At 42.5% G+C, this 17,959-nt stretch carries 19 protein-coding genes; 11 read left to right on the forward strand and 8 right to left on the reverse strand.

What is annotated here, in order from left to right; translation table 11 throughout:
- The first annotated feature begins 155 nt into the window (after positions 1 to 155).
- Positions 156 to 695 carry a hypothetical protein gene (locus H6G18_RS05695; protein ID WP_190406117.1) on the forward strand — a complete coding sequence of 180 codons (540 nt, stop codon included), beginning with the start codon at positions 156 to 158 and terminating at the stop codon, positions 693 to 695.
- Positions 696 to 769: 74 nt separating this feature from the next.
- Here the strand turns inward: H6G18_RS05695 and H6G18_RS05700 are convergent, their stop codons facing one another.
- From H6G18_RS05700 to argJ, 4 genes are all read right to left on the reverse strand, one after another.
- Positions 770 to 1,924, reverse strand: a complete 1,155-nt coding sequence (locus H6G18_RS05700) for a histidinol-phosphate transaminase (protein ID WP_190406118.1) — start codon at positions 1,922 to 1,924, stop codon at positions 770 to 772.
- Between the two features lie 95 nt (positions 1,925 to 2,019).
- Complete coding sequence (locus tag H6G18_RS05705; RefSeq protein WP_190406119.1) at positions 2,020 to 2,673, reverse strand: YqiA/YcfP family alpha/beta fold hydrolase; 654 nt, start codon at positions 2,671 to 2,673, stop codon at positions 2,020 to 2,022.
- Between the two features lie 63 nt (positions 2,674 to 2,736).
- A complete protein-coding gene (gene gor, locus H6G18_RS05710; protein WP_190406120.1) occupies positions 2,737 to 4,137 on the reverse strand; it encodes a glutathione-disulfide reductase in 1,401 nt (466 codons plus the stop codon).
- 98 nt (positions 4,138 to 4,235) lie between these two features.
- Complete coding sequence (gene argJ, locus H6G18_RS05715; RefSeq protein ID WP_190406121.1) at positions 4,236 to 5,477, reverse strand: bifunctional ornithine acetyltransferase/N-acetylglutamate synthase; 1,242 nt, start codon at positions 5,475 to 5,477, stop codon at positions 4,236 to 4,238.
- A gap of 573 nt (positions 5,478 to 6,050) precedes the next feature.
- Between argJ and thrC the strand changes: the two genes are divergently transcribed.
- The gene (gene thrC, locus H6G18_RS05720; protein WP_190406122.1) at positions 6,051 to 7,142 is read left to right on the forward strand and encodes a threonine synthase; all 1,092 of its coding nucleotides are present in this window, start codon (positions 6,051 to 6,053) and stop codon (positions 7,140 to 7,142) included.
- 84 nt (positions 7,143 to 7,226) lie between these two features.
- Here the strand turns inward: thrC and H6G18_RS05725 are convergent, their stop codons facing one another.
- A complete protein-coding gene (locus H6G18_RS05725; protein ID WP_190406123.1) occupies positions 7,227 to 7,703 on the reverse strand; it encodes a hypothetical protein in 477 nt (158 codons plus the stop codon).
- A 274-nt stretch (positions 7,704 to 7,977) separates the two neighbouring features.
- Between H6G18_RS05725 and H6G18_RS05730 the strand changes: the two genes are divergently transcribed.
- From H6G18_RS05730 to H6G18_RS24980, 4 genes are all read left to right on the forward strand, one after another.
- A complete protein-coding gene (locus H6G18_RS05730; protein WP_190406124.1) occupies positions 7,978 to 8,883 on the forward strand; it encodes a YihY/virulence factor BrkB family protein in 906 nt (301 codons plus the stop codon).
- Between the two features lie 86 nt (positions 8,884 to 8,969).
- Positions 8,970 to 9,347, forward strand: a complete 378-nt coding sequence (locus tag H6G18_RS05735; RefSeq protein ID WP_190406125.1) for a DUF4112 domain-containing protein — start codon at positions 8,970 to 8,972, stop codon at positions 9,345 to 9,347.
- 142 nt (positions 9,348 to 9,489) lie between these two features.
- Positions 9,490 to 10,425, forward strand: coding sequence for an alpha/beta fold hydrolase (locus tag H6G18_RS05740; protein WP_190406126.1), 936 nt, complete (start codon positions 9,490 to 9,492; stop codon positions 10,423 to 10,425).
- A 116-nt stretch (positions 10,426 to 10,541) separates the two neighbouring features.
- The gene (locus tag H6G18_RS24980; RefSeq protein ID WP_190406127.1) at positions 10,542 to 11,021 is read left to right on the forward strand and encodes a GNAT family N-acetyltransferase; all 480 of its coding nucleotides are present in this window, start codon (positions 10,542 to 10,544) and stop codon (positions 11,019 to 11,021) included.
- A 72-nt stretch (positions 11,022 to 11,093) separates the two neighbouring features.
- Here H6G18_RS24980 and crtH read toward each other — a convergent pair whose 3' ends face one another.
- The gene (gene crtH / locus H6G18_RS05750; protein ID WP_190406128.1) at positions 11,094 to 12,614 is read right to left on the reverse strand and encodes a carotenoid isomerase; all 1,521 of its coding nucleotides are present in this window, start codon (positions 12,612 to 12,614) and stop codon (positions 11,094 to 11,096) included.
- Positions 12,615 to 13,008: 394 nt separating this feature from the next.
- Here crtH and upp point away from each other — a divergent pair, with 394 nt between their 5' ends.
- The 3 genes from upp (at position 13,009) to H6G18_RS05765 (ending at position 14,525) form a co-directional block, all read left to right on the forward strand.
- Entirely contained in the window at positions 13,009 to 13,659 is a 651-nt protein-coding gene (gene upp / locus H6G18_RS05755; protein ID WP_190406129.1) for a uracil phosphoribosyltransferase, read from the forward strand.
- A gap of 64 nt (positions 13,660 to 13,723) precedes the next feature.
- Positions 13,724 to 14,074: a hypothetical protein gene (locus tag H6G18_RS05760; protein ID WP_190406130.1), complete on the forward strand. Its 351-nt coding sequence runs from the start codon at positions 13,724 to 13,726 to the stop codon at positions 14,072 to 14,074.
- Positions 14,075 to 14,246: 172 nt separating this feature from the next.
- A complete protein-coding gene (locus H6G18_RS05765; RefSeq protein WP_190406131.1) occupies positions 14,247 to 14,525 on the forward strand; it encodes a YggT family protein in 279 nt (92 codons plus the stop codon).
- A gap of 75 nt (positions 14,526 to 14,600) precedes the next feature.
- On the opposite strand, the gene H6G18_RS05770 is transcribed toward H6G18_RS05765, so the two are convergent.
- Complete coding sequence (locus H6G18_RS05770; protein ID WP_242040199.1) at positions 14,601 to 15,089, reverse strand: biotin carboxylase; 489 nt, start codon at positions 15,087 to 15,089, stop codon at positions 14,601 to 14,603.
- Between the two features lie 146 nt (positions 15,090 to 15,235).
- Here H6G18_RS05770 and H6G18_RS05775 point away from each other — a divergent pair, with 146 nt between their 5' ends.
- Positions 15,236 to 15,853, forward strand: a complete 618-nt coding sequence (locus H6G18_RS05775) for a hypothetical protein (protein WP_190406132.1) — start codon at positions 15,236 to 15,238, stop codon at positions 15,851 to 15,853.
- 34 nt (positions 15,854 to 15,887) lie between these two features.
- Here H6G18_RS05775 and H6G18_RS05780 read toward each other — a convergent pair whose 3' ends face one another.
- Entirely contained in the window at positions 15,888 to 16,754 is an 867-nt protein-coding gene (locus H6G18_RS05780; protein ID WP_190406133.1) for a shikimate dehydrogenase, read from the reverse strand.
- Positions 16,755 to 16,906: 152 nt separating this feature from the next.
- Between H6G18_RS05780 and H6G18_RS05785 the strand changes: the two genes are divergently transcribed.
- Positions 16,907 to 17,848, forward strand: coding sequence for an alpha/beta fold hydrolase (locus tag H6G18_RS05785; protein WP_190406134.1), 942 nt, complete (start codon positions 16,907 to 16,909; stop codon positions 17,846 to 17,848).
- Positions 17,849 to 17,959 lie beyond the last annotated feature (111 nt).

Consider the following 17,959-nt stretch of genomic DNA (forward strand, 5'->3'; position numbering starts at 1 on the left):
TTAATTAATTATTGGTTTTAATTTACTCTGTATCTTAGTTAAATTGAACAAACAATTTATATTACTAAGAAATAATAAAAACTATAGTGGATTTAATAATAAATGTCCACTTTACGTTTTCCAGACAACTCAATTGTTCAAAATTTTGTACAAACATGGATAGCGAAAAACTCCGCCGCTATCAGATTACTATGGTATCAACTTACTACCCTGACACCAGTTGCCTTGACGATTTTGTCATGCTAGATGGAGCTGAGCAATCACATAGCTCAGATGTTTTGACACTTCTGCACAGTGGAAAAGTTTTTATCGTCAATAGTCGGAGACGTAACGGATTAATTTTATTTAAACGCTATCATGCAGAATTTGCTGGTCCAGGAGCAGCTATCGGTGGAGATTATGATTGTGATTGTCAAAAGGTGATACCCATAGGTAATCTTTCTTTACTAACGCCTGAATCTTATGAAGATCGGCAAAAAGCTTATTTAATCAGGCGACAGTGGATTCGTTTAATCAAGCAAATTACAGAAAACCCAGTACCTCAGCAGCGAGTGCAGAAGATTCTAGATCAATTTGAACAATACTTTCCATCCACAATGGTGGCTGATTTACCTGATGTTGCTTTTGCTTTGTTAGTAGGAGTGCTACCACAAACGGTGGGAATGGTACGTCGTTGGGGTAGTGAACCGGAATAAGGGTTAGGATTAGAGAATAGGTGCTAGAGGATAGGATGTACTGTAACTCATGTAATTGGCAACTGCCATAGTTGCTAGTGCCTGGCTTCTACATTCCGCAAAATTGCTTGTATATGATTAAGCGTGCGGAGGTTTTCTTCTGGTGTACCTATAGTAATTCTCAATCCGCCGCTAATTTGGCGTACTAAAGTGCCAGAATTCCTGAGTTGTTGATGAATTTTTTGTAAAGTAGCGTCTGATGAATTGTCGCCATTTAGTTTCAGTCGCAAGAAAATAAAGTTTGCCGCACTTTCTGCAACTGCTAATGCTGGATGCTGAGAGAAGCCAGTAATGAGTTTGGCGCGTTCATTCAGGATTTGGGGAATTGATTCCAGCAAGATGGGGCGATTTTGTAAAGCAACTAGAGCAGATGCAATAGAGAAACTAGGTAGATTGTAAGGTAAGCGGACTTTTTCTAAAATAGCGATCGCTTCTGGATGAGCTACACAATAGCCAACGCGCATGGCTGCTAGCCGGAAAGCTTTAGAAAATGTACGTAAAATTACCCAATTGGGGCGCTGTGCTAATTCATTAACGAGGGTGTTTTGGCTAAATTCAAAGTAAGCTTCGTCAATTACTACTAAAATCTGATCACTCAAATTTTTCAACCATGTCACTTCATTTGCAGTTAAAGAATTAGCTGTTGGGGAATTGGGATGAACGACAAAAACTGCCCGAATGGGAGGGTTTTGAGTTTGTTCAATGGCAGATTGGGCTGCTGTTAAATCGATTTCAAAGTTTGTGGAATTTCTAGGTACCGCCACCACAGGAATACCCAAAGTTTGCGCCAAAATCCCGTACATAGAAAAAGTAGGATTTGCAACTAAAATTGTGCCTTCTCCGCCTAAACACGTAGCAATTAATAAAGAACGGATTAATTCATCCGAACCATTACCCACTGATATATTGTCAGCAGTAAACAGCGATGATGAAAGATTGGCCGACTCGTTGACATATTGGGCGAGCGCACTTTTGAGTGTCTCATGTCCTCCATCGGGATAACGATTACTTTCGATTACCTGCTGAAAAGTCCAGGCGAGCTTTTGTTTTAACTCAGGTGGCAAATCATAAGGGCTTTCATTCGTATCCAACCGATCTAACTGGGCTGGAACTGCTGCGGCTGTATTGCTGCTGGGGTGGGGTTTATAGGCGGTGAATTGGGCTAAATCTGAACGGATGAAAGGAAGCATAATTAGTCAATAGTCAACAGTCAACAGTCAACAGTCAATAGTTATCAGCCTTTCAAGAGTACTTTGGACTGTAGACTATGAACTATTGACTGAGTTCATATTTTACCGCCTTCGGGTAACTGGCAGAATAAGCGAATTGCTTGCCAGATTTCTTGTGTAACATTGCCTAAGGCGTGGTCACTGTCGAGTTCTACTAATTCTACCCAAGGGCGGGAATAAGCAAAGTCACGGCTGGCTGTAACGGGTATGACTTCATCTTGTTTGCCATGCAAAATCAAAGTAGGGATTGGGCGTTGCAGGAGGTCTTCCTGGTATTGAGCCGCGTCTGTCACAAAATTGTAACTTAGGGGGAGCGATCGCCCTTCGCCATAGTGGTAAACCGGATAATTGCCCTCTTTTTGCCAAATTTGCATCGCTTCCTCTCCCATTTTGGGCAGCCAATGGGATAAAAAACCAAAAGCTGGGGCTAGCAACACTAAGCGTTCTACTTGTAAATATTGCTGTCCCAAGTGAGCAGCTGTCAAACCACCCAAACTGGAACCAATCAGTGTTATTGGTACAGAATCATCAGGGAAAATTGCTGCAACTTGTTGAATCTGGCGCGTGATTGTTAACTGAGAAAATCCACCAGCATTGAGATCAGGAATTGTTAGTTGTGCAGAAATTTGGGCAAAACGCTTGCCGATATCTTGTGCTTTTGCAGATTGAGGGCTAGAAGCAAAACCGTGAAGATAGATGTATTGTTTCATTGGGAGTAGATACTGGGGAGTAGGGAGTAAGAATTTTTTCTTCTTTCCCCCTACTCTTGCCCTTTATCGCATAGTGACAAACTCTTCGGCGGAAGAGGGATGAATACCCACAGTGGCATCAAAATCTTTTTTGGTCGCACCCATTTTGACAGCGATCGCTACACCTTGGATAATTTCAGCTGCATTTTCACCTACCATGTGAGCGCCTAAAACTTTGTCGGTGTTCCCATCGACTACCAACTTCATCATTGTGCGTTCTTGTTTACCAGTAAAACTGTGATACATGGGGCGGAATTTGGTGCGATATATTGTCACTGCGTCACCTAATTTTGCCCGTGCTTCGGCTTCTGTTAGCCCGACTGTGGAGGCTTCGGGATTAGAAAATACCGCAGTGGGTACAGTCTGGTGACTGAATTCTCGCCGTTTGCTGCCAAACTCACTGTCAGCAAAGGCGCGACCTTCCCCAATAGCTACAGGAGTTAAGTTTATGCGGTCTGTGACATCGCCAACAGCAAAGATATTGGGTTGGCTGGTTTGACTGTATTCATTCACAGCAATAGCATTCGTGGTGCTGTATCCTGGCCCTTCTACAGAACTTTCAACAACATCAATCCCTGCTTTTTCCAATCCTAGTCCATCTACGTTGGGAGTCCGGCCTGTGGCTACTAAAAATACATCGGCAATGATTGGCTCTTGGGTTTCACCCGATATACTTATTTTCAACCCTTCTGGGACTTGTTCAACTGCTGTCACTACGGTATTTTGAATGATCCGAATACCGTGGTTAGTCATGCCTTCTTGAATTTCGGTGCGGATGTCGTCATCAAAACCTTTTAAAATCTTGTCACCCCTGGTAATTTGGGTCACTTGTGAACCTAAACCACGCATGATACAGGCAAATTCTGTCCCGATGTAACCAGCACCAATAATGGCAATGTGTTTTGGTTGTGCTTTTAAATGAAAGATTTCGTTGGAGGTGATGCCATATTCCATACCTGGCAAATCTGGTTTGGCGGGACGACCACCAACGGCGATTAAAATTTTATCTGCGGTAATTTTGCGATGACCGACCGTCGGTCGTAGACCATCGCCAACTTCCACAGTGTGGGGGTCTACCAAGATAGCGCGGCCAGGGATTAGTTCTACACCAGCTTTTTCTAAAAAGCTGATGTGCAGTTGTGATAGTCGCCGGACTTCCTTATCTATAGATGTAATGAAATGTTCCCAATTTAATTCTGCTTTACCTACTTGCCAACCATAACCGGCTGCATCCTCAAACAAAGCCGGGAAGTGGGAACCATAAACCATCAGTTTTTTGGGTACACAACCTCGGATAACACAGGTTCCACCAACTAAATCATTTTCGGCGATCGCCACTTTTGCCCCGTAACTAGCAGCCCGTTTAGCAGCAGCCAAACCTCCAGAACCAGCACCGATTACAAACAAGTCATAATCAAAAGTCATAACTGCCTATATATTTTTACAGGTATTTTAATTTAATCTTCTCTCTTGTGTCAGTTGGTAGTTCTCTATTGGTCTCAAATAGTCTTGATTCTCTTTCTTTAAGTTGTATACTCAGCGTTAATTTTTACGTAGTCGTAACTTAAATCGCATCCCCAGGCTTTACTCACGCCGTGACCATTACCGACATTGACAGAAATTAAGACTGTATCTTGTTGAAGATATGCACCTGTGGCTGTTTGTTTCAAATATGCACTGGCGGCTGTGCGGTCAAAGGGGAGAGGTTGACCATTTTCTAAAAGTAAAAAGTCTCCTAGCTGAATTTGCAGGTTTTCTTGCTCGAAGGGTATACCTGCACGTCCGGCGGCGGCGGCGATGCGTCCCCAGTTGGGGTCACGGCCAAATATTGCAGACTTAACTAACGATGAACCTGCAATAGTTTTGGCGATTTGTCTAGCGGCTTGTTCATCATGTGCGCCTGTGACTTGCACTTCCACGAGACAGGTTGCACCTTCGCCATCACGAGCGATCGCTTTGGCTAAATGTTGGCAAACTGCTGTGAGCATGGCTTCTAATTTTTCAGATTCTGCGCCTACATCAGTAATTGCTGGGGTGCGAGATTGTCCATTGGCTAGGGCAATTAAACTGTCATTAGTGCTGGTATCCCCATCTACGGTGATGGAATTGAAGCTTCTATCGGCTGCCCTAGTTAACATCTGTTGCCAAAGATGGGGGGAAACTGCGGCATCACAAGTTACAAATGCTAACATTGTCGCCATATTGGGATGAATCATACCCGAACCTTTGGCGATACCACCAATGCGGACTGGGCGTTCTCCTATAGTTGTTTCTAAGGCTATGGATTTCGTTACCAAATCTGTAGTGATAATTGCCCCTGCGGCTGCGTCTGAACCTGTTTCAGAAAGGGATGCTACTAGTTTAGGAATACCACTGCGTAAAGCATCCATTTTAATTCGTTGACCAATTACCCCAGTGGAAGCCAACAGAATTGATTCAGGGGAAATATTCAATTCTTTTGCTAATAACTCGGCGCTTTCTGCTGCGTCCTTAACACCTTGACTACCTGTAGCGGCGTTGGCTTGTCCGGCATTGCAGAGAATGGCACTGGCGCTTGGTTTGGCTTGTAAGCGTTGACGACAGTAGTCTACACAAGCAGCTTTTACTTGACTAGTTGTAAATACACCAGATGCGATCGCTTCTACATCTGACACTATCAAAGCTAAATCTGGCAACCCCGAAGGTTTCAGTCCTGCTGTAATTCCCGCCGCCCGATAACCTTTTGGTGCTGTAATCCCACCAGTAATTTCCTGCCAGTCTGCCATCTTCTTCTCTCACCCCTACAACAAAATTTAGTGGCTTGACTGGCGATTATACCAATTCGCAATTTCTAATTTGTAATTCGTAGTTCGTAGTTCGTAATTCTTGACATGGGGTATTGGTTCTTTTCCACCAGTCCTCACTAAATCAAAAAAGGAGAGCCACTTGGGCAGCTCTCCAGATCATCAGGGTGCATCTACTTAGCACAGTATAGCATTTTTGCCCTGAGGAGTAATACCCATTATTTATTTTTTGTATAAAGATTATTAAGAAATTTCACGGATGCTATTGAACTCAATAAATCATACTAAGTTCCCCAAGAGACAAGGGGGCAGAGGACGCAGAGGAGCAAGGATTTTTTAAATTACCTAACTCAGCACTCACGACTCCCCACTTTGCGATAAACTTACATTTATAAAATAGGCAGTGGAAGACTTGTACAAAAAGAGATAATATTAATCTTCTGGAAGGAAAAGTCGCAAAAAGAGGGACTAAAGTTAAAAAATATTTCTTCTTTAACCTTTCCACTTAATTAAAGTCTTCAATATCCAATCCTTAGCGAAAAACTTTTAAATCCTGTGACTTTGAGCTTGTCTGTTGCTAAATCTCATCGCCAACCCTGGCCTGGACTCATAGAAGCCTATCGTGAGTACTTACCCGTCAGTGACAAAACGCCGGTTGTGACTTTGTTGGAAGGTAATACTCCGCTAATTCCGGCACCAGCGATCGCAGAACGCATCGGTAGACAAGTAAGTGTGTTTGTGAAATACGATGGTCTAAACCCCACTGGCAGCTTCAAGGACAGGGGGATGACTATGGCGATTTCCAAAGCTAAGGAAGCAGGAGCTAAGGCAGTAATTTGTGCAAGTACAGGCAATACTTCTGCCGCCGCAGCCGCCTATGCTCGTCGTGGTGGAATGAAGGCGTTTGTCCTGATTCCCGATGGTTATGTGGCATTAGGCAAGTTGGCACAAGCACTACTTTATGGTGCAGAAGTATTGGCAATTAAAGGCAATTTTGATCAAGCGCTAGAAATTGTCCGGGAGATGGCAGAAAGTTATCCCATTACATTGGTGAATTCAGTCAATCCTTACCGTCTAGAAGGGCAAAAAACAGGAGCCTTTGAGGTCGTTGATGCTTTAGGTAACGCCCCAGACTGGTTGTGTATTCCAGTGGGCAATGCGGGGAATATCACAGCATATTGGATGGGTTTTTGTCAATATCATCAAGATGGGAAATGCGATCGCCTACCCAGGATGATGGGATTCCAAGCAGCAGGTGCAGCACCCTTGGTAAATGGTCAACCTGTATCCCATCCCGAAACCATTGCTACAGCCATTCGTATCGGCAACCCAGCTAGTTGGGATAAAGCGATCGCTGCCCAATCAGCCAGTCAAGGAAATTTCCACGCTGTGACTGATGAAGAAATTCTCGACGCTTACCGACTGTTGGCATCATCAGAAGGCATTTTCTGCGAACCCGCCAGTGCTGCTTCCGTCGCCGGCTTATTAAAAGTCAAAGACCAAGTACCCACAGGCGCAACAGTAGTATGTGTCCTCACAGGTAACGGTCTCAAAGACCCAGATACAGCAATTAAACATAGTCACAGCCAATTTAAACAAGGCATTGCAGCAGATTTGGGTTCTGTAGCCAAGGCGATGGGATTTTAAGAGTGTTGAGTGCAGAAGTAAGAGTCAGTTGTCAGTTGTCAGTTGTCCATAGTCAATTTTCTTCCCTCTGCTCCCCTGCCTCCCCTACTCCCCACTCCCCCGTCCTCGTTCCTTGGCCAAGCTATCAATTGCGTCACCTAAGGCAGTGGTTAAGCTTTTGCGGGTTTGGGTGTGGTTTTCTTGTTCGGTTTTCAATGCTTGGCGTAAGCGATCGCGTTCTTTAATCACATCCACAAGTTTGGCTTTCAACTCTTCCACTGTGCGGATTTGTGCCAACTCTTGCTGCACACCTACGCCAGGTGTTGCATCGGGTAATGTTTGTCCTTCAATCCCTTTGAGTTGTTGAATTTCTGCTTTGAGGGAGGCGATCGTTTGACGGAAGAAATCAGTATCTGTGCGGCGTTGTTGTGCTTCTGTGTTGTAGAGTTTGCGCCACTTTTCAGCACTTTCCCAAGCCGCATCTCGTTCTTGTTGCTGTTCTATTAGCTGCTGCTTGAGTGCTTGGATTTCTGTTAGCCACTGTTGTGTTAGGTGTTGTCCAATTTCAATACTTTCAGCCATTTATTTACTTATTACTCCTATTGTTGGACTATATAAACGTAATTATTTTTTAATCTTTTTCCTTACTCTTTGACCAAAGTATCTCTGTCTCCATACAACTTTGATCAAAACATAACTAAATACCTTACTAAACGGCTGCATACTAAAGTTCTACATACTATAGTTAGCATAAGCATAAAGATTATCAAATATTAAGCAGTTTTACGGTAGATGCGATCGCCACGTAAAATCTGGCACATTATTTAGGGAAACTTATCTGCCATCACATAAGGTCATGCTTCAGCATCGTTTTGTTCGCTTCTTTCGTCATCTAAACTGGCACACACTCAAGAAAACTTTTACTCGAACAACGGAAAGGCGGCTTTTAGGGCTGGCTTCAGAAATTGCCTTCAATGCAATGTTATCTTTATTTCCGGCAATTCTCGCCGTACTCACCGCCATTGGCTTCTTTACCGACACCTTGCAAGACACCTTCAGACAACTGGCGGCGCAACTAAGCCAAGTCGCACCAGAGGAAGCGATGGTATTGATTCGTGATTTTGCTAGTAGAGAAATTGCCAACTCCAGAAATAGTGGCTTATTTTCTTTGAGTTTTGTCATTGCTATTTGGACGGCTTCCGGGGCTGTAAGTACTGCTATGACGGCTTTTGATCAAATACATCAAATCCCTAAAGAAAAGATTCGCCCGTTTTGGAAGTCTAAACTTGTGTCATTAGGATTAACGGTAGGTACTATCTTGCTTTTAGTACTGGCTTCTTTCTTAGTGTTTATCAGTGATTTATTGTTGGGAATGGTGGTCAACGAAAATGGTGGGTTAATTTTCCTACTGCATCTTTGGCAGTTATTACGCTGGCCCTTAGCTTTGGGAATTGTGGCTACAGCATTTAGTTTTATTTATCGCTATGGTACTAGCGTCTGGAAACCAGGTACACCGATAATGCCAGGAGCAATAATTGCCGCAGTTTTCTGGGCAATTTTATCTGGCTTATTTCGATTGTATGTGGCTAATTTTGGTAACTACAACAAAGTCTATGGTGCAGTGGGGACAGTAATAGTTTTAATGCTGTGGCTGTGGATGAGTGCTGCTGTTTTGTTAATAGGCGACCAGTTAAATGTAAGTGTCGGTGAAGATATCCGCTCAAAAACACCTAAGGAATTACCACAAGAAGTTATTCAATAAGTATCGTTACAACTATTGTAAAATTCTCAGATAGCAGTAGAATGTTGAACAATTTTATTTATTGCGAAAAACGAGCGATCGCCTGAATGCCTAATTCTTCTCCCAAGTTCTCTTATATTGACTATAATGCTCAAACAGTTACCATAAAGCGTCTACGTCAACTAAGCCGCCTGTTAGATACAGTCATAACTGTTCCCGGCACACCAATAGCTATTGGTTTAGATCCAATCATCGGATTTATACCTATTGGCGGTGATGTTTTAGGTTTAATTCTTTCCAGCTACATCGTCTATGAAGCATCGCGCCTGGGTGTGCCTAAAAAATTATTGAGCAGAATGATATTTAATATCATTATTGATAGTTTATTAGGTAGTTTTCCCATTATAGGCGATCTATTTGACTTTGCCTGGACAGCAAATCACTATAACATCAAGCTACTTGAAAAACACTTAAATGGTTATTAGTCATTAGTCAACAGTTTTTTCCTTCATCTCCATCATCCCCCCCCTGCGCCCCTACTTATTTTTCCCACTCCCCACTCCCCATTCCCCAATTTCTGCTGTAGAATGCCTTAACGAGTGTTGAGATCACTCATTGAGCAAATACATGAAAGATTGGTGGCAAGAGACTTTCCCCAAAGGGCGGCAAAGTCTGGTAATTAGTGATGTTCATGGGTATCCTGTACAAATTGCATACGGTGAAAAAGGAACAGGTAAACCTTTATTTTTATTACATGGTATGGGTAGTTGGAGCTATAATTGGCGTTATAGTGTAGCTCCCTTATCTAAGTATTTTCGAGTTATTTGTGTAGATGCTAAAGGCTTTGGTTTTTCTGATAAGCCTTCATTTCGCCGCGAAAAAAATGGGCATCAAGTCATTGAATTAGAGCGCATTATTCAATGCCTATGTGATGAACCAGCCATTGTTGTAGCTGAATCTTTAGGCGCATTAGTTGCTCTTGCCTTAGCACAAAGAAATGTCAGATTAATTGGGCGATTAATAGTGATTAATGCCCCAATTTTTGCTGAAAGTTTACCACATTGGGCAATGTCCATACTTGCCCAAACGCCAATAGAAATATTACAAACAATCGATTCTTTGCGTTTAGCTTATTTATTTGCGCCAATAGTTCGAGAAATCATGGCGATAGAAAGGCGTAAAGTGTTATTCGATCCTTCAATTTTGACCCAGGAAGATGTGTATTGGATTACTTATCCATTTATTGAAATTCCTGGTACTTTAGTTAAAGTTGCCGAAGAGTTACAAATAGCAGCACGAGAAATTGAGAATTGGCAAGCCAATAAACCAAATATGCTGAGTCAAATTCAAAAGAATTTGAGTTTAATCGAGTCTCCCACATTAATTTTATGGGGTGATAAAGATAGTTGGTTTCCTGTTAGTCACGGGGAAAAATTACATCAAAATCTGCCTAATTCCAAGTTGCAGATTTTAGATAATTGCTATCATGATGCTTCCACTGGTTCTGCAAAAGTGGTCAATCAAGCGATTCTGAAATTTCTGAAAGAGACAGATTTTTTGTAATGATATGGGAATCAGATTTGATGATTGAAAAAATATAAGTATGTGTAGTGGCGTGGCAAGCCTAATGCACTATTTTAGCCTTGCCACACCACTACGAAACTTTGAGGAAAGTTAAAGTGAAACTTACATTTAAAACACTCCAGAAGGATCATGCGTTGGCAATCCTTAAGTGGCGCTATACTTACCCATACGATTGCTATAACTTTGACGCTAATACTGTCCTTGAAGATTTGTGCTATTTGCTTGACCCGAAAAATGCTTTTCATGCGATTTTAAACCCGCTTGGGCAACTCGAAGGCTATTGTTCTTTTGGAGCGGATGGTCAAGTACTAGGTGGGAACTATGGTGTTGAAGCTTTGGACTTAGGTATGGCGATACGGCCAGACTTAACAGGACAAAGACATGGGGAACAATATGCCAAAGCTGTAATGAAGTATGGGGCTGCTCGATATGGGGCGCAGTTTTTGCGGGTAACGGTAGCACAGTTCAATAAACGGGGACAACGTGTGTGGGAGAAGTTAGGATTCGAGCAAATAGAAGAGTTTACCAAAATTGGTAGTGGCGAAAAGTTTGTGATTATGACTCGCGCAGTCTAAACAGTCAGCACCAGAAAATTGGCTAAGTTTCCAGAACAATTATTCAGAAAATTTTTAAATTTTTTATACTCTTCACAGTCCCAAATCTACGGCAATGCGATGGGCGCAGGCGAAGCCAGAAAAGGCGACTGCATTTAAACCCTGGCCAGGAAATGTACTGTCTCCTACACAATAAAGCCCCTTGATAGCGGTGCTATTAAAGGGCATAGACAACAAACCCCGTAGTTTACGTCTGGGTATGGGGCCGTAAGTGCCGTCTTCTCTACCTAAAAAGCGGCGATGGGTGCGGGGTGTCCCTACTTCTAAGTAATCTAAACCTGCATCTAAACCAGGAAAAATCTTCTCTAGTCGGTCAATTATGCGCCAAGCCGTCTCTTCTTTCTTGGCTTCGTACTCACTCGCAGACAAACCTTGCCAATCATTTATCCAATCGGGCGTAAAGGCGTGAACGATGTGATATTCCTCTGGAGCTAATTCTGGGTCAAGCAATGTGGGTATGGAGACAAACAGTGTACCTTCTGGTTTGGTCATGTTTTGCCAATCTTCTAAGATAATGTGATGGCATTCTGTTCCTTGAGGTAAGACTGACTCTTTTACCCCCATATGTAAACTCAGAAAACTAGGTGATTTCTGATAATTCTGTTGCCATTTTTTCTCATTAGGTGGTATTTTATCTACAGGTAGCAATTTCTCGAATGTGTCCCACCGTGTAGCATTAGAAACTATACGCTTGCCTCGATAAATCTCACCATTCGTTAGTTCTACACCGATAGCACTGCCTTTTTCGGTCATGATTTTTGTTACCTTGGCTTGATATTTAATCTCACCCCCAGCTTTTTCTAAGCCTTCTACCAGTTTCTGAGCAATTTGACCTACACCGCCTTTGGGGTAGTTAACGCCGCCGTAATGCCTGTCAGAAAAGACCATGCCTGCATTAATCATGGGTGTCATCTCTGCTGGAACTACAGACCAGCAGTAACATTCCATATCGATAAATTTCAATAATTGGGGGTCTTTAATGTAGCGACGAGCAATATCCCCAGCATTTTGAGGCAGATACTTAAGTAAACTTAGACACGCCAGAGGATGCTGTACAAACGTTCGCAGGAGATACCGGGGTTCTTCTAGAGACAGCAAATCCATCTGGTTGAGGCAATTAAATACTTTCCAGCATTCGTCATAAAAACGACGAATCCCCTCTCGTTCATGAGGAAAGTAAGCAGCAAGATTTTGCAAAAAATTATCATAAGACCGTTCAACTTTCAGGTCTAAACTCTTGGGCAGGTGGTAGTGAATTTGTACAGGATCAGCGATCGCATCTACACTACTATTTACAGCTTCTAATGCCCGTGTGAGTAGGTTTGTAGTTCCTCTGTTACCCAACCCGAAAATCATAGAAGCCCCAACATCAAATCGATAGCCTTGACGTTCAAAGTAGCCAGCACTCCCACCAGGAATTAGATAGCTTTCTAGGATCAGCACTCTCGCTCCTTTGGCTGCGAGTTGGGTGGCTGTAACTAGTCCGCCAATGCCAGACCCAATCACAATGACATCAAATGAAGAATTTTGGTAATTAGTTGAGGATGCGGACATAAAAGCTGCGCTTACATGAAATTAACCAGCCAAACCGCATTTCATAATACCTTTATTTAGATATAGCTTACGCAGTTTCTACAAATTAATGAACGGAAGCACTTGTTTAGGAAGCTCGATAGTTGTTTCTACTTACACAAAAAAGAGGGACGAGTCTGCTACCGCCGACCAATCCCGTCTGCCGATCCTTAAAGAGAGGAGAACACTGATTAATAATATAACTTTGATTGAGAATACTTGTCAACTACTAATGAAAATCTTTTGCATTAAATTTTGAAGTCTCAAGATTCAAGCCCACAAACCCAGATTAATTACGAATTATGAATTATGAATTGCGAGAAAGAGTATGATGATGTTTCAGTTCTTATAGAATTAAAAGTGGCTATTTCTGGCTATGACGGTACAACTGCGTGTTTACGTTCCTCCCCATCCTCTAATTAAGCACTGGCTGGCAGTTGCCCGTGATGCTGCTACACCTTCAGTCTTATTTCGTAGCGCCATCACCGAATTAGGTAGATGGCTAACTTATGAAGCAGCGCGGGAATGGTTGCCCACAGAGGAGACAACAGTACAAACTCCCTTAGATATCTGTCCAGCGACTGTAATTAATCCCCAAATACCTGTGGCTGTTGTGCCGATTCTGCGGGCAGGATTAGGATTATTAGAGGGGGCGCAAACTATACTACCTTTGGCTTCAATTTATCACCTGGGCTTGGTACGTGATGAGGAGACGTTGGCAGCTTCCTGTTACCTCAACAAATTGCCAGAAAAATTTGACCCTCAGACTAGGGTGTTAATTACCGATCCGATGTTGGCTACAGGTGGGTCTATCATGAAGGCTATGTCAGAATTAACACAACGTGGTATCGACCCTTCTCTAATTAGAATTGTGTCTGTAGTGGCAGCTCCACCTGCTTTGCAAAAATTAAATGCAGCTTATTCTGGTTTGATAGTTTACACTGCCACCATTGACGAAACGGTGAATGACAAAGGATTTATTGTCCCAGGATTGGGCGATGCAGGCGATCGCATTTTTGGGACATGAGCTAGTATGCAGCTAGGGAAGGAAAATAGCTTAACTAATGTAAAAGTTGCTTCAAGGCGGTATTATGAGTCAGCGTGATGGTTTTGCTACTGGTTTTTTTGCAGGGGCAGTATTCGGCGGCGTAGTAGGCGGTATTCTCGGAGCCGTGATTGTTTCTCGAAGAGATGAGGAATTGCTCGAAGATGAGAAAGAGCTAATTAACGGCTCAGGAGAAAGCAAAAAAGTACCAGCCAAACGCCGCCGGATGATATCCCCAGATGACGATAACCTAGAAATGGAATCAGCTCGGCGATCGCTTGAAGATAAAATTGCCCAACTAAATGCCACAATAGACGAAGTGAGGAAGCATTTGGGAAATGTCAATGGCTCTCCCACTCAGTCTACAGGCGATCGCTCCCTCAACAAAGATTCTTAAAAAAGTTGTATCTAAAGCGTTTTTTAGTTTATTTAACCATGCTACTACCCCCCCACTCTCGGTTTCTGGTAATGGCGGTTAATGCGGCAACTATCCACATCCGTCATAGCATAGAGTAAATTAAAATCAATAATAAGACCGCTTTAACACTTATTAGGAAACTAAACCATCCATGTTTTTACTGATTACTACATTGGTTACGTTCATTAGCATTTATAGCTATTTGCTAATTATCCGGGTTTTATTGACTTGGTTCCCCCAAATTAACTGGTACAATCAACCATTTGCAGCTTTGAGCCAGATAACTGACCCCTACTTGAATCTATTTCGCTCCATTATTCCTCCTCTAGGCGGTATGGATTTTTCCCCCATCCTTGCCTTTGTAGTACTTAATGTAGTCAGTGGACTTCTCACAAATCCGGCTCTTTTACGCTTATTAGGAGCGTATTAACGCTTTTTGTCTTGGCTAATCGATATTAGTTAGGGTGGTCAAATCCACCCTAATAAAATAATTATTAATGGAATTTTATTTGCGGACTTGGGCGCTAAACCCAGATGCTTTAAACTGCTTCAGCTTCAGAGGTAAAGGCTGATTTGCAGGTACAGTAATTCTTAATTCAAAATCACTGATTCCTGGTGGAACTTCAGCAATAGAACCTAGACGGGTGCGGTTTTGTAATATCGGGTCATTGTTAGCATCATAAATGCGCCCGTAGATATCTGCATCGTAGACCGTCTTATAAGTGCCATTTTCGGCTTTACCTGTGACAATAAAGCAATTAGCTGCTGCACTTCCATTGCTAGTTACAGTACCCTTTGCCAGTTCTGCTGGACACTCTTGGTAGGAAATGTCAGATAGTTTAATTTGAGTCAGCGCCATAGCAGTCGGAGTCCACACCCACGATATCAAGACCACGAGACAGGAAATAACAACGGTTGTGATGAGTCGTGAATAGTTGAACCTAGCTAACGGCTGAAAATTCAATATTAGTGCTGTACTGTTTTTCTTTTTCATATTTGTATAAGGTAGCAAGGAAACATACATAAACTTTATACCGGACGGGGGAAGGGGAGAAAACTAATGACTGGTGACTATTGACTAATGACTTTTATTTACTTTTGTAATAATTATTAGATTAGATACTTGATCGCAATTCAGTTATGACTCCAGATGAGATTGCTACAGTCTTGCAAACAGCTTTTAATCGTTGTGATGCAGCTAGCTGTCCTCTAAGTGCTAGGCAGAAAGAGATATTATTGCAATTAGTTGCAGAAATCCAAAGGCAATCTCTATCTAGAGAGTCAGATGCTCCTAATCCTCTAGACGAACTCACCCCAGAAGAATTAGAAACATTTTTAGCGTTCGTCAAGACAGAAGAAGAACAAGACCGTACTTGGAAGGTGCAGTTACTCAACGACTGGCTGCATAACCAAGATTCAGGAAATGTGCAGTTTATTCGAGAACAGTATGGGTTGCAGTGGTTAAACCGTGTTGAGTCATATCATTTTGACAAGTATGCTTATTTTGAGGATGCACTAAAACTAAGAATAGGCGATCGCATCGAAGTTTCCAATGCTCTGTGGGAATGGGTGCAAGACGATGGCCCTTGCAAACGGGAATGGTTTGGTGCGGTTGTGATTCAGATTGATGAAATCAGTACTGGTGATAGTCTTGATACTAATTGCGTTGTGCGCTTCTACAACGGCGCTGAGTACGAAATTCCCGGTATTTACGAATGGAATCGCTACAATTGGCGCTGGCCGAAGAAATCAAGTTGAATAGGGAACAGGATAAAGTACCTACCAGCTCATTTCACAATCCTAAATGTTGCTGCAACGCTTGACGCATGACATCTACAGGTATATGGTCTTGCTGCAACCAGATTTTTAAGGCGGCTACTCCTTGCTGGACTAGCATTTCTAGGCCGTCAATAGCAATTGCGCCTTGTTGTTGTGCTTTTTGGAGAAATTGCGTTGGTTGGGGGATATAAATTAAATCATAGGCGATTGCGCCTGCTTGTAAATTCGCCAATTCATCTGCACTCAAAGGCGACTCATTAACTTGAGGATACATTCCTATCGGCGTTGTGTTGACCAGTAGGTCAGCTTGGGGGATGAGTTTTGCAAGATTATCCCAAATATGCACTTGTAAATTCTCAGCAATGGGTGAATTTTCCCAACTGCGCCGAAATTCTTCTAAGCGTTGAACATTCCGCCCTACTACATGAATTTCTGCAAAACCCAGTTGATGACAACCTGCAACCACAGCCCTAGCAGCACCACCATTACCTAAAATTACAGCAGTTTTCTGACTCCAATCCTGCTTATATATTGTCTGCAAAGGGGAGATAAACCCTTCTATATCTGTGTTTGTCCCCACCCATTGATTATCTTTTCGGGTAACTGTATTTACCGCACCTATGGCTTGAGCGACGGGGCTAATTGCTGAAAGCAGAGGGATGATAGCTTGTTTGTGGGGAATCGTCACACTAAACCCAACTACACCGATATTAGCTAAAAGAGCGATCGCTGCTTCTAAATTTTCTGGTTCTATAGGAAAAGGCAGATATACATAATCTAATCCTAATTCGGCTATTGCTGCATTGTGCATCACCGGTGACAGCGAGTGTTCCACCGGATGTCCAATTACCCCTAAGAGTTTAGTTTTACCTGTAATCATCGTTTTGGTCAGTTGTCAGTTGTCAGTTGTCAGTTGTCAGTTGTCAGTAGCTCTTTCTCCTATGCTCCTCGGCTCCTCTGCTTTCTCATCTCCCCTCACTTCCCAGTACCTGCTCTACAATTATTAAAAGCTACTTAACATTTCTTTGTAATATGCAGGCAACTACAGCCCCTTCTACAAATCCAATCCCTGGACAATACTGGCAGTGGCGAGGGCATAAAATTTACTATGTACGTGCGGGAGAAAAACAACCGCAGCGTCCGCCGTTGTTATTGGTGCATGGTTTTGGTGCTTCTACAGACCACTGGCGTAAGAATATCACAGGACTGTGTGATGATTTTGAAGTATTTGCCATTGATCTTTTGGGCTTTGGGCGTTCAGCTAAACCTAAGTTACAGTATGGTGGCGACTTGTGGCGTGATCAACTCCATGATTTTATCAGTGAAGTCATTGGTCAAAAAGCAGTGTTAGCTGGTAACTCCCTTGGTGGCTATGCTTGCTTGTGTCTTGCATCTCAACGTCCTGACAGTGCGGCTGGTGTAGTCTTATTCAATAGTGCGGGGCCATTTAGTGAAACGGAACCTACACCTGAACCAGAAACTTTACAATCACAAATCCAGCCACCCAAACAACTCTCCCCTTTACAAAAACTTCTGGGTGATAGTTTGAGGTTAATTTTTAAACAACCTTTAGCCCAGTTTTTATTATTTCAATACCTGCGTCAAGACTGGGTAATTCGCCGAACTTTAGAAAAAGTTTACCTTGATAAAAGTGCAGTCACAAACCAATTAGTAAAAGAAATTTCTCGTCCGGCTTACGATACTGGTGCGTTGGATGTATTTTTCTCGGTCTTTAGCAATCCTCAAGGGGAAAAAGTTGATGTGTTATTGAAGCAATTAACTTGTCCTCTGTTGCTATTATGGGGTGAAGCTGATCCTTGGATGAATGCTAAAGAACGTTCGCAAAAATTTCGCCTATATTATCCAGAACTCACGGAACATTTTCTCACAGCTGGTCATTGCCCTCATGATGAAGTACCAAATCAGGTAAACCCACTTTTACGAGAATGGGTTTTGTCAATTGCTCAATCATGAAATCCAGAAATGTTGAAAGCTGATACAAAACTTTACATTCTTAGTTAGACTAACTCCAAAAGTCCTAAAATAGTCAACATAACATTATCTCCTCAAACCAATGAACATAAC

This window comes from Anabaena subtropica FACHB-260, from assembly GCF_014697105.1.
GTDB lineage: Bacteria > Cyanobacteriota > Cyanobacteriia > Cyanobacteriales > Nostocaceae > Trichormus > Trichormus subtropicus.

Coding starts and splice junctions, on each gene's coding strand:
- gor (WP_190406120.1), bottom strand. CDS start 4,137: ATGACTTTTGATTATGACTTGTTTGTAATCGGTGCTGGTTCTGGAGGT.
- H6G18_RS05775 (WP_190406132.1), top strand. CDS start 15,236: ATGACTCCAGATGAGATTGCTACAGTCTTGCAAACAGCTTTTAATCGT.
- H6G18_RS05735 (WP_190406125.1), top strand. CDS start 8,970: ATGCCTAATTCTTCTCCCAAGTTCTCTTATATTGACTATAATGCTCAA.
- H6G18_RS05705 (WP_190406119.1), bottom strand. CDS start 2,673: ATGAAACAATACATCTATCTTCACGGTTTTGCTTCTAGCCCTCAATCT.
- upp (WP_190406129.1), top strand. CDS start 13,009: ATGACGGTACAACTGCGTGTTTACGTTCCTCCCCATCCTCTAATTAAG.
- H6G18_RS05760 (WP_190406130.1), top strand. CDS start 13,724: ATGAGTCAGCGTGATGGTTTTGCTACTGGTTTTTTTGCAGGGGCAGTA.
- H6G18_RS05780 (WP_190406133.1), bottom strand. CDS start 16,754: ATGATTACAGGTAAAACTAAACTCTTAGGGGTAATTGGACATCCGGTG.
- H6G18_RS05730 (WP_190406124.1), top strand. CDS start 7,978: ATGCTTCAGCATCGTTTTGTTCGCTTCTTTCGTCATCTAAACTGGCAC.
- H6G18_RS05785 (WP_190406134.1), top strand. CDS start 16,907: ATGCAGGCAACTACAGCCCCTTCTACAAATCCAATCCCTGGACAATAC.
- crtH (WP_190406128.1), bottom strand. CDS start 12,614: ATGTCCGCATCCTCAACTAATTACCAAAATTCTTCATTTGATGTCATT.
- H6G18_RS05740 (WP_190406126.1), top strand. CDS start 9,490: ATGAAAGATTGGTGGCAAGAGACTTTCCCCAAAGGGCGGCAAAGTCTG.
- H6G18_RS05765 (WP_190406131.1), top strand. CDS start 14,247: ATGTTTTTACTGATTACTACATTGGTTACGTTCATTAGCATTTATAGC.
- H6G18_RS05770 (WP_242040199.1), bottom strand. CDS start 15,089: ATGAAAAAGAAAAACAGTACAGCACTAATATTGAATTTTCAGCCGTTA.
- H6G18_RS05725 (WP_190406123.1), bottom strand. CDS start 7,703: ATGGCTGAAAGTATTGAAATTGGACAACACCTAACACAACAGTGGCTA.
- H6G18_RS05700 (WP_190406118.1), bottom strand. CDS start 1,924: ATGCTTCCTTTCATCCGTTCAGATTTAGCCCAATTCACCGCCTATAAA.
- argJ (WP_190406121.1), bottom strand. CDS start 5,477: ATGGCAGACTGGCAGGAAATTACTGGTGGGATTACAGCACCAAAAGGT.
- H6G18_RS05695 (WP_190406117.1), top strand. CDS start 156: ATGGATAGCGAAAAACTCCGCCGCTATCAGATTACTATGGTATCAACT.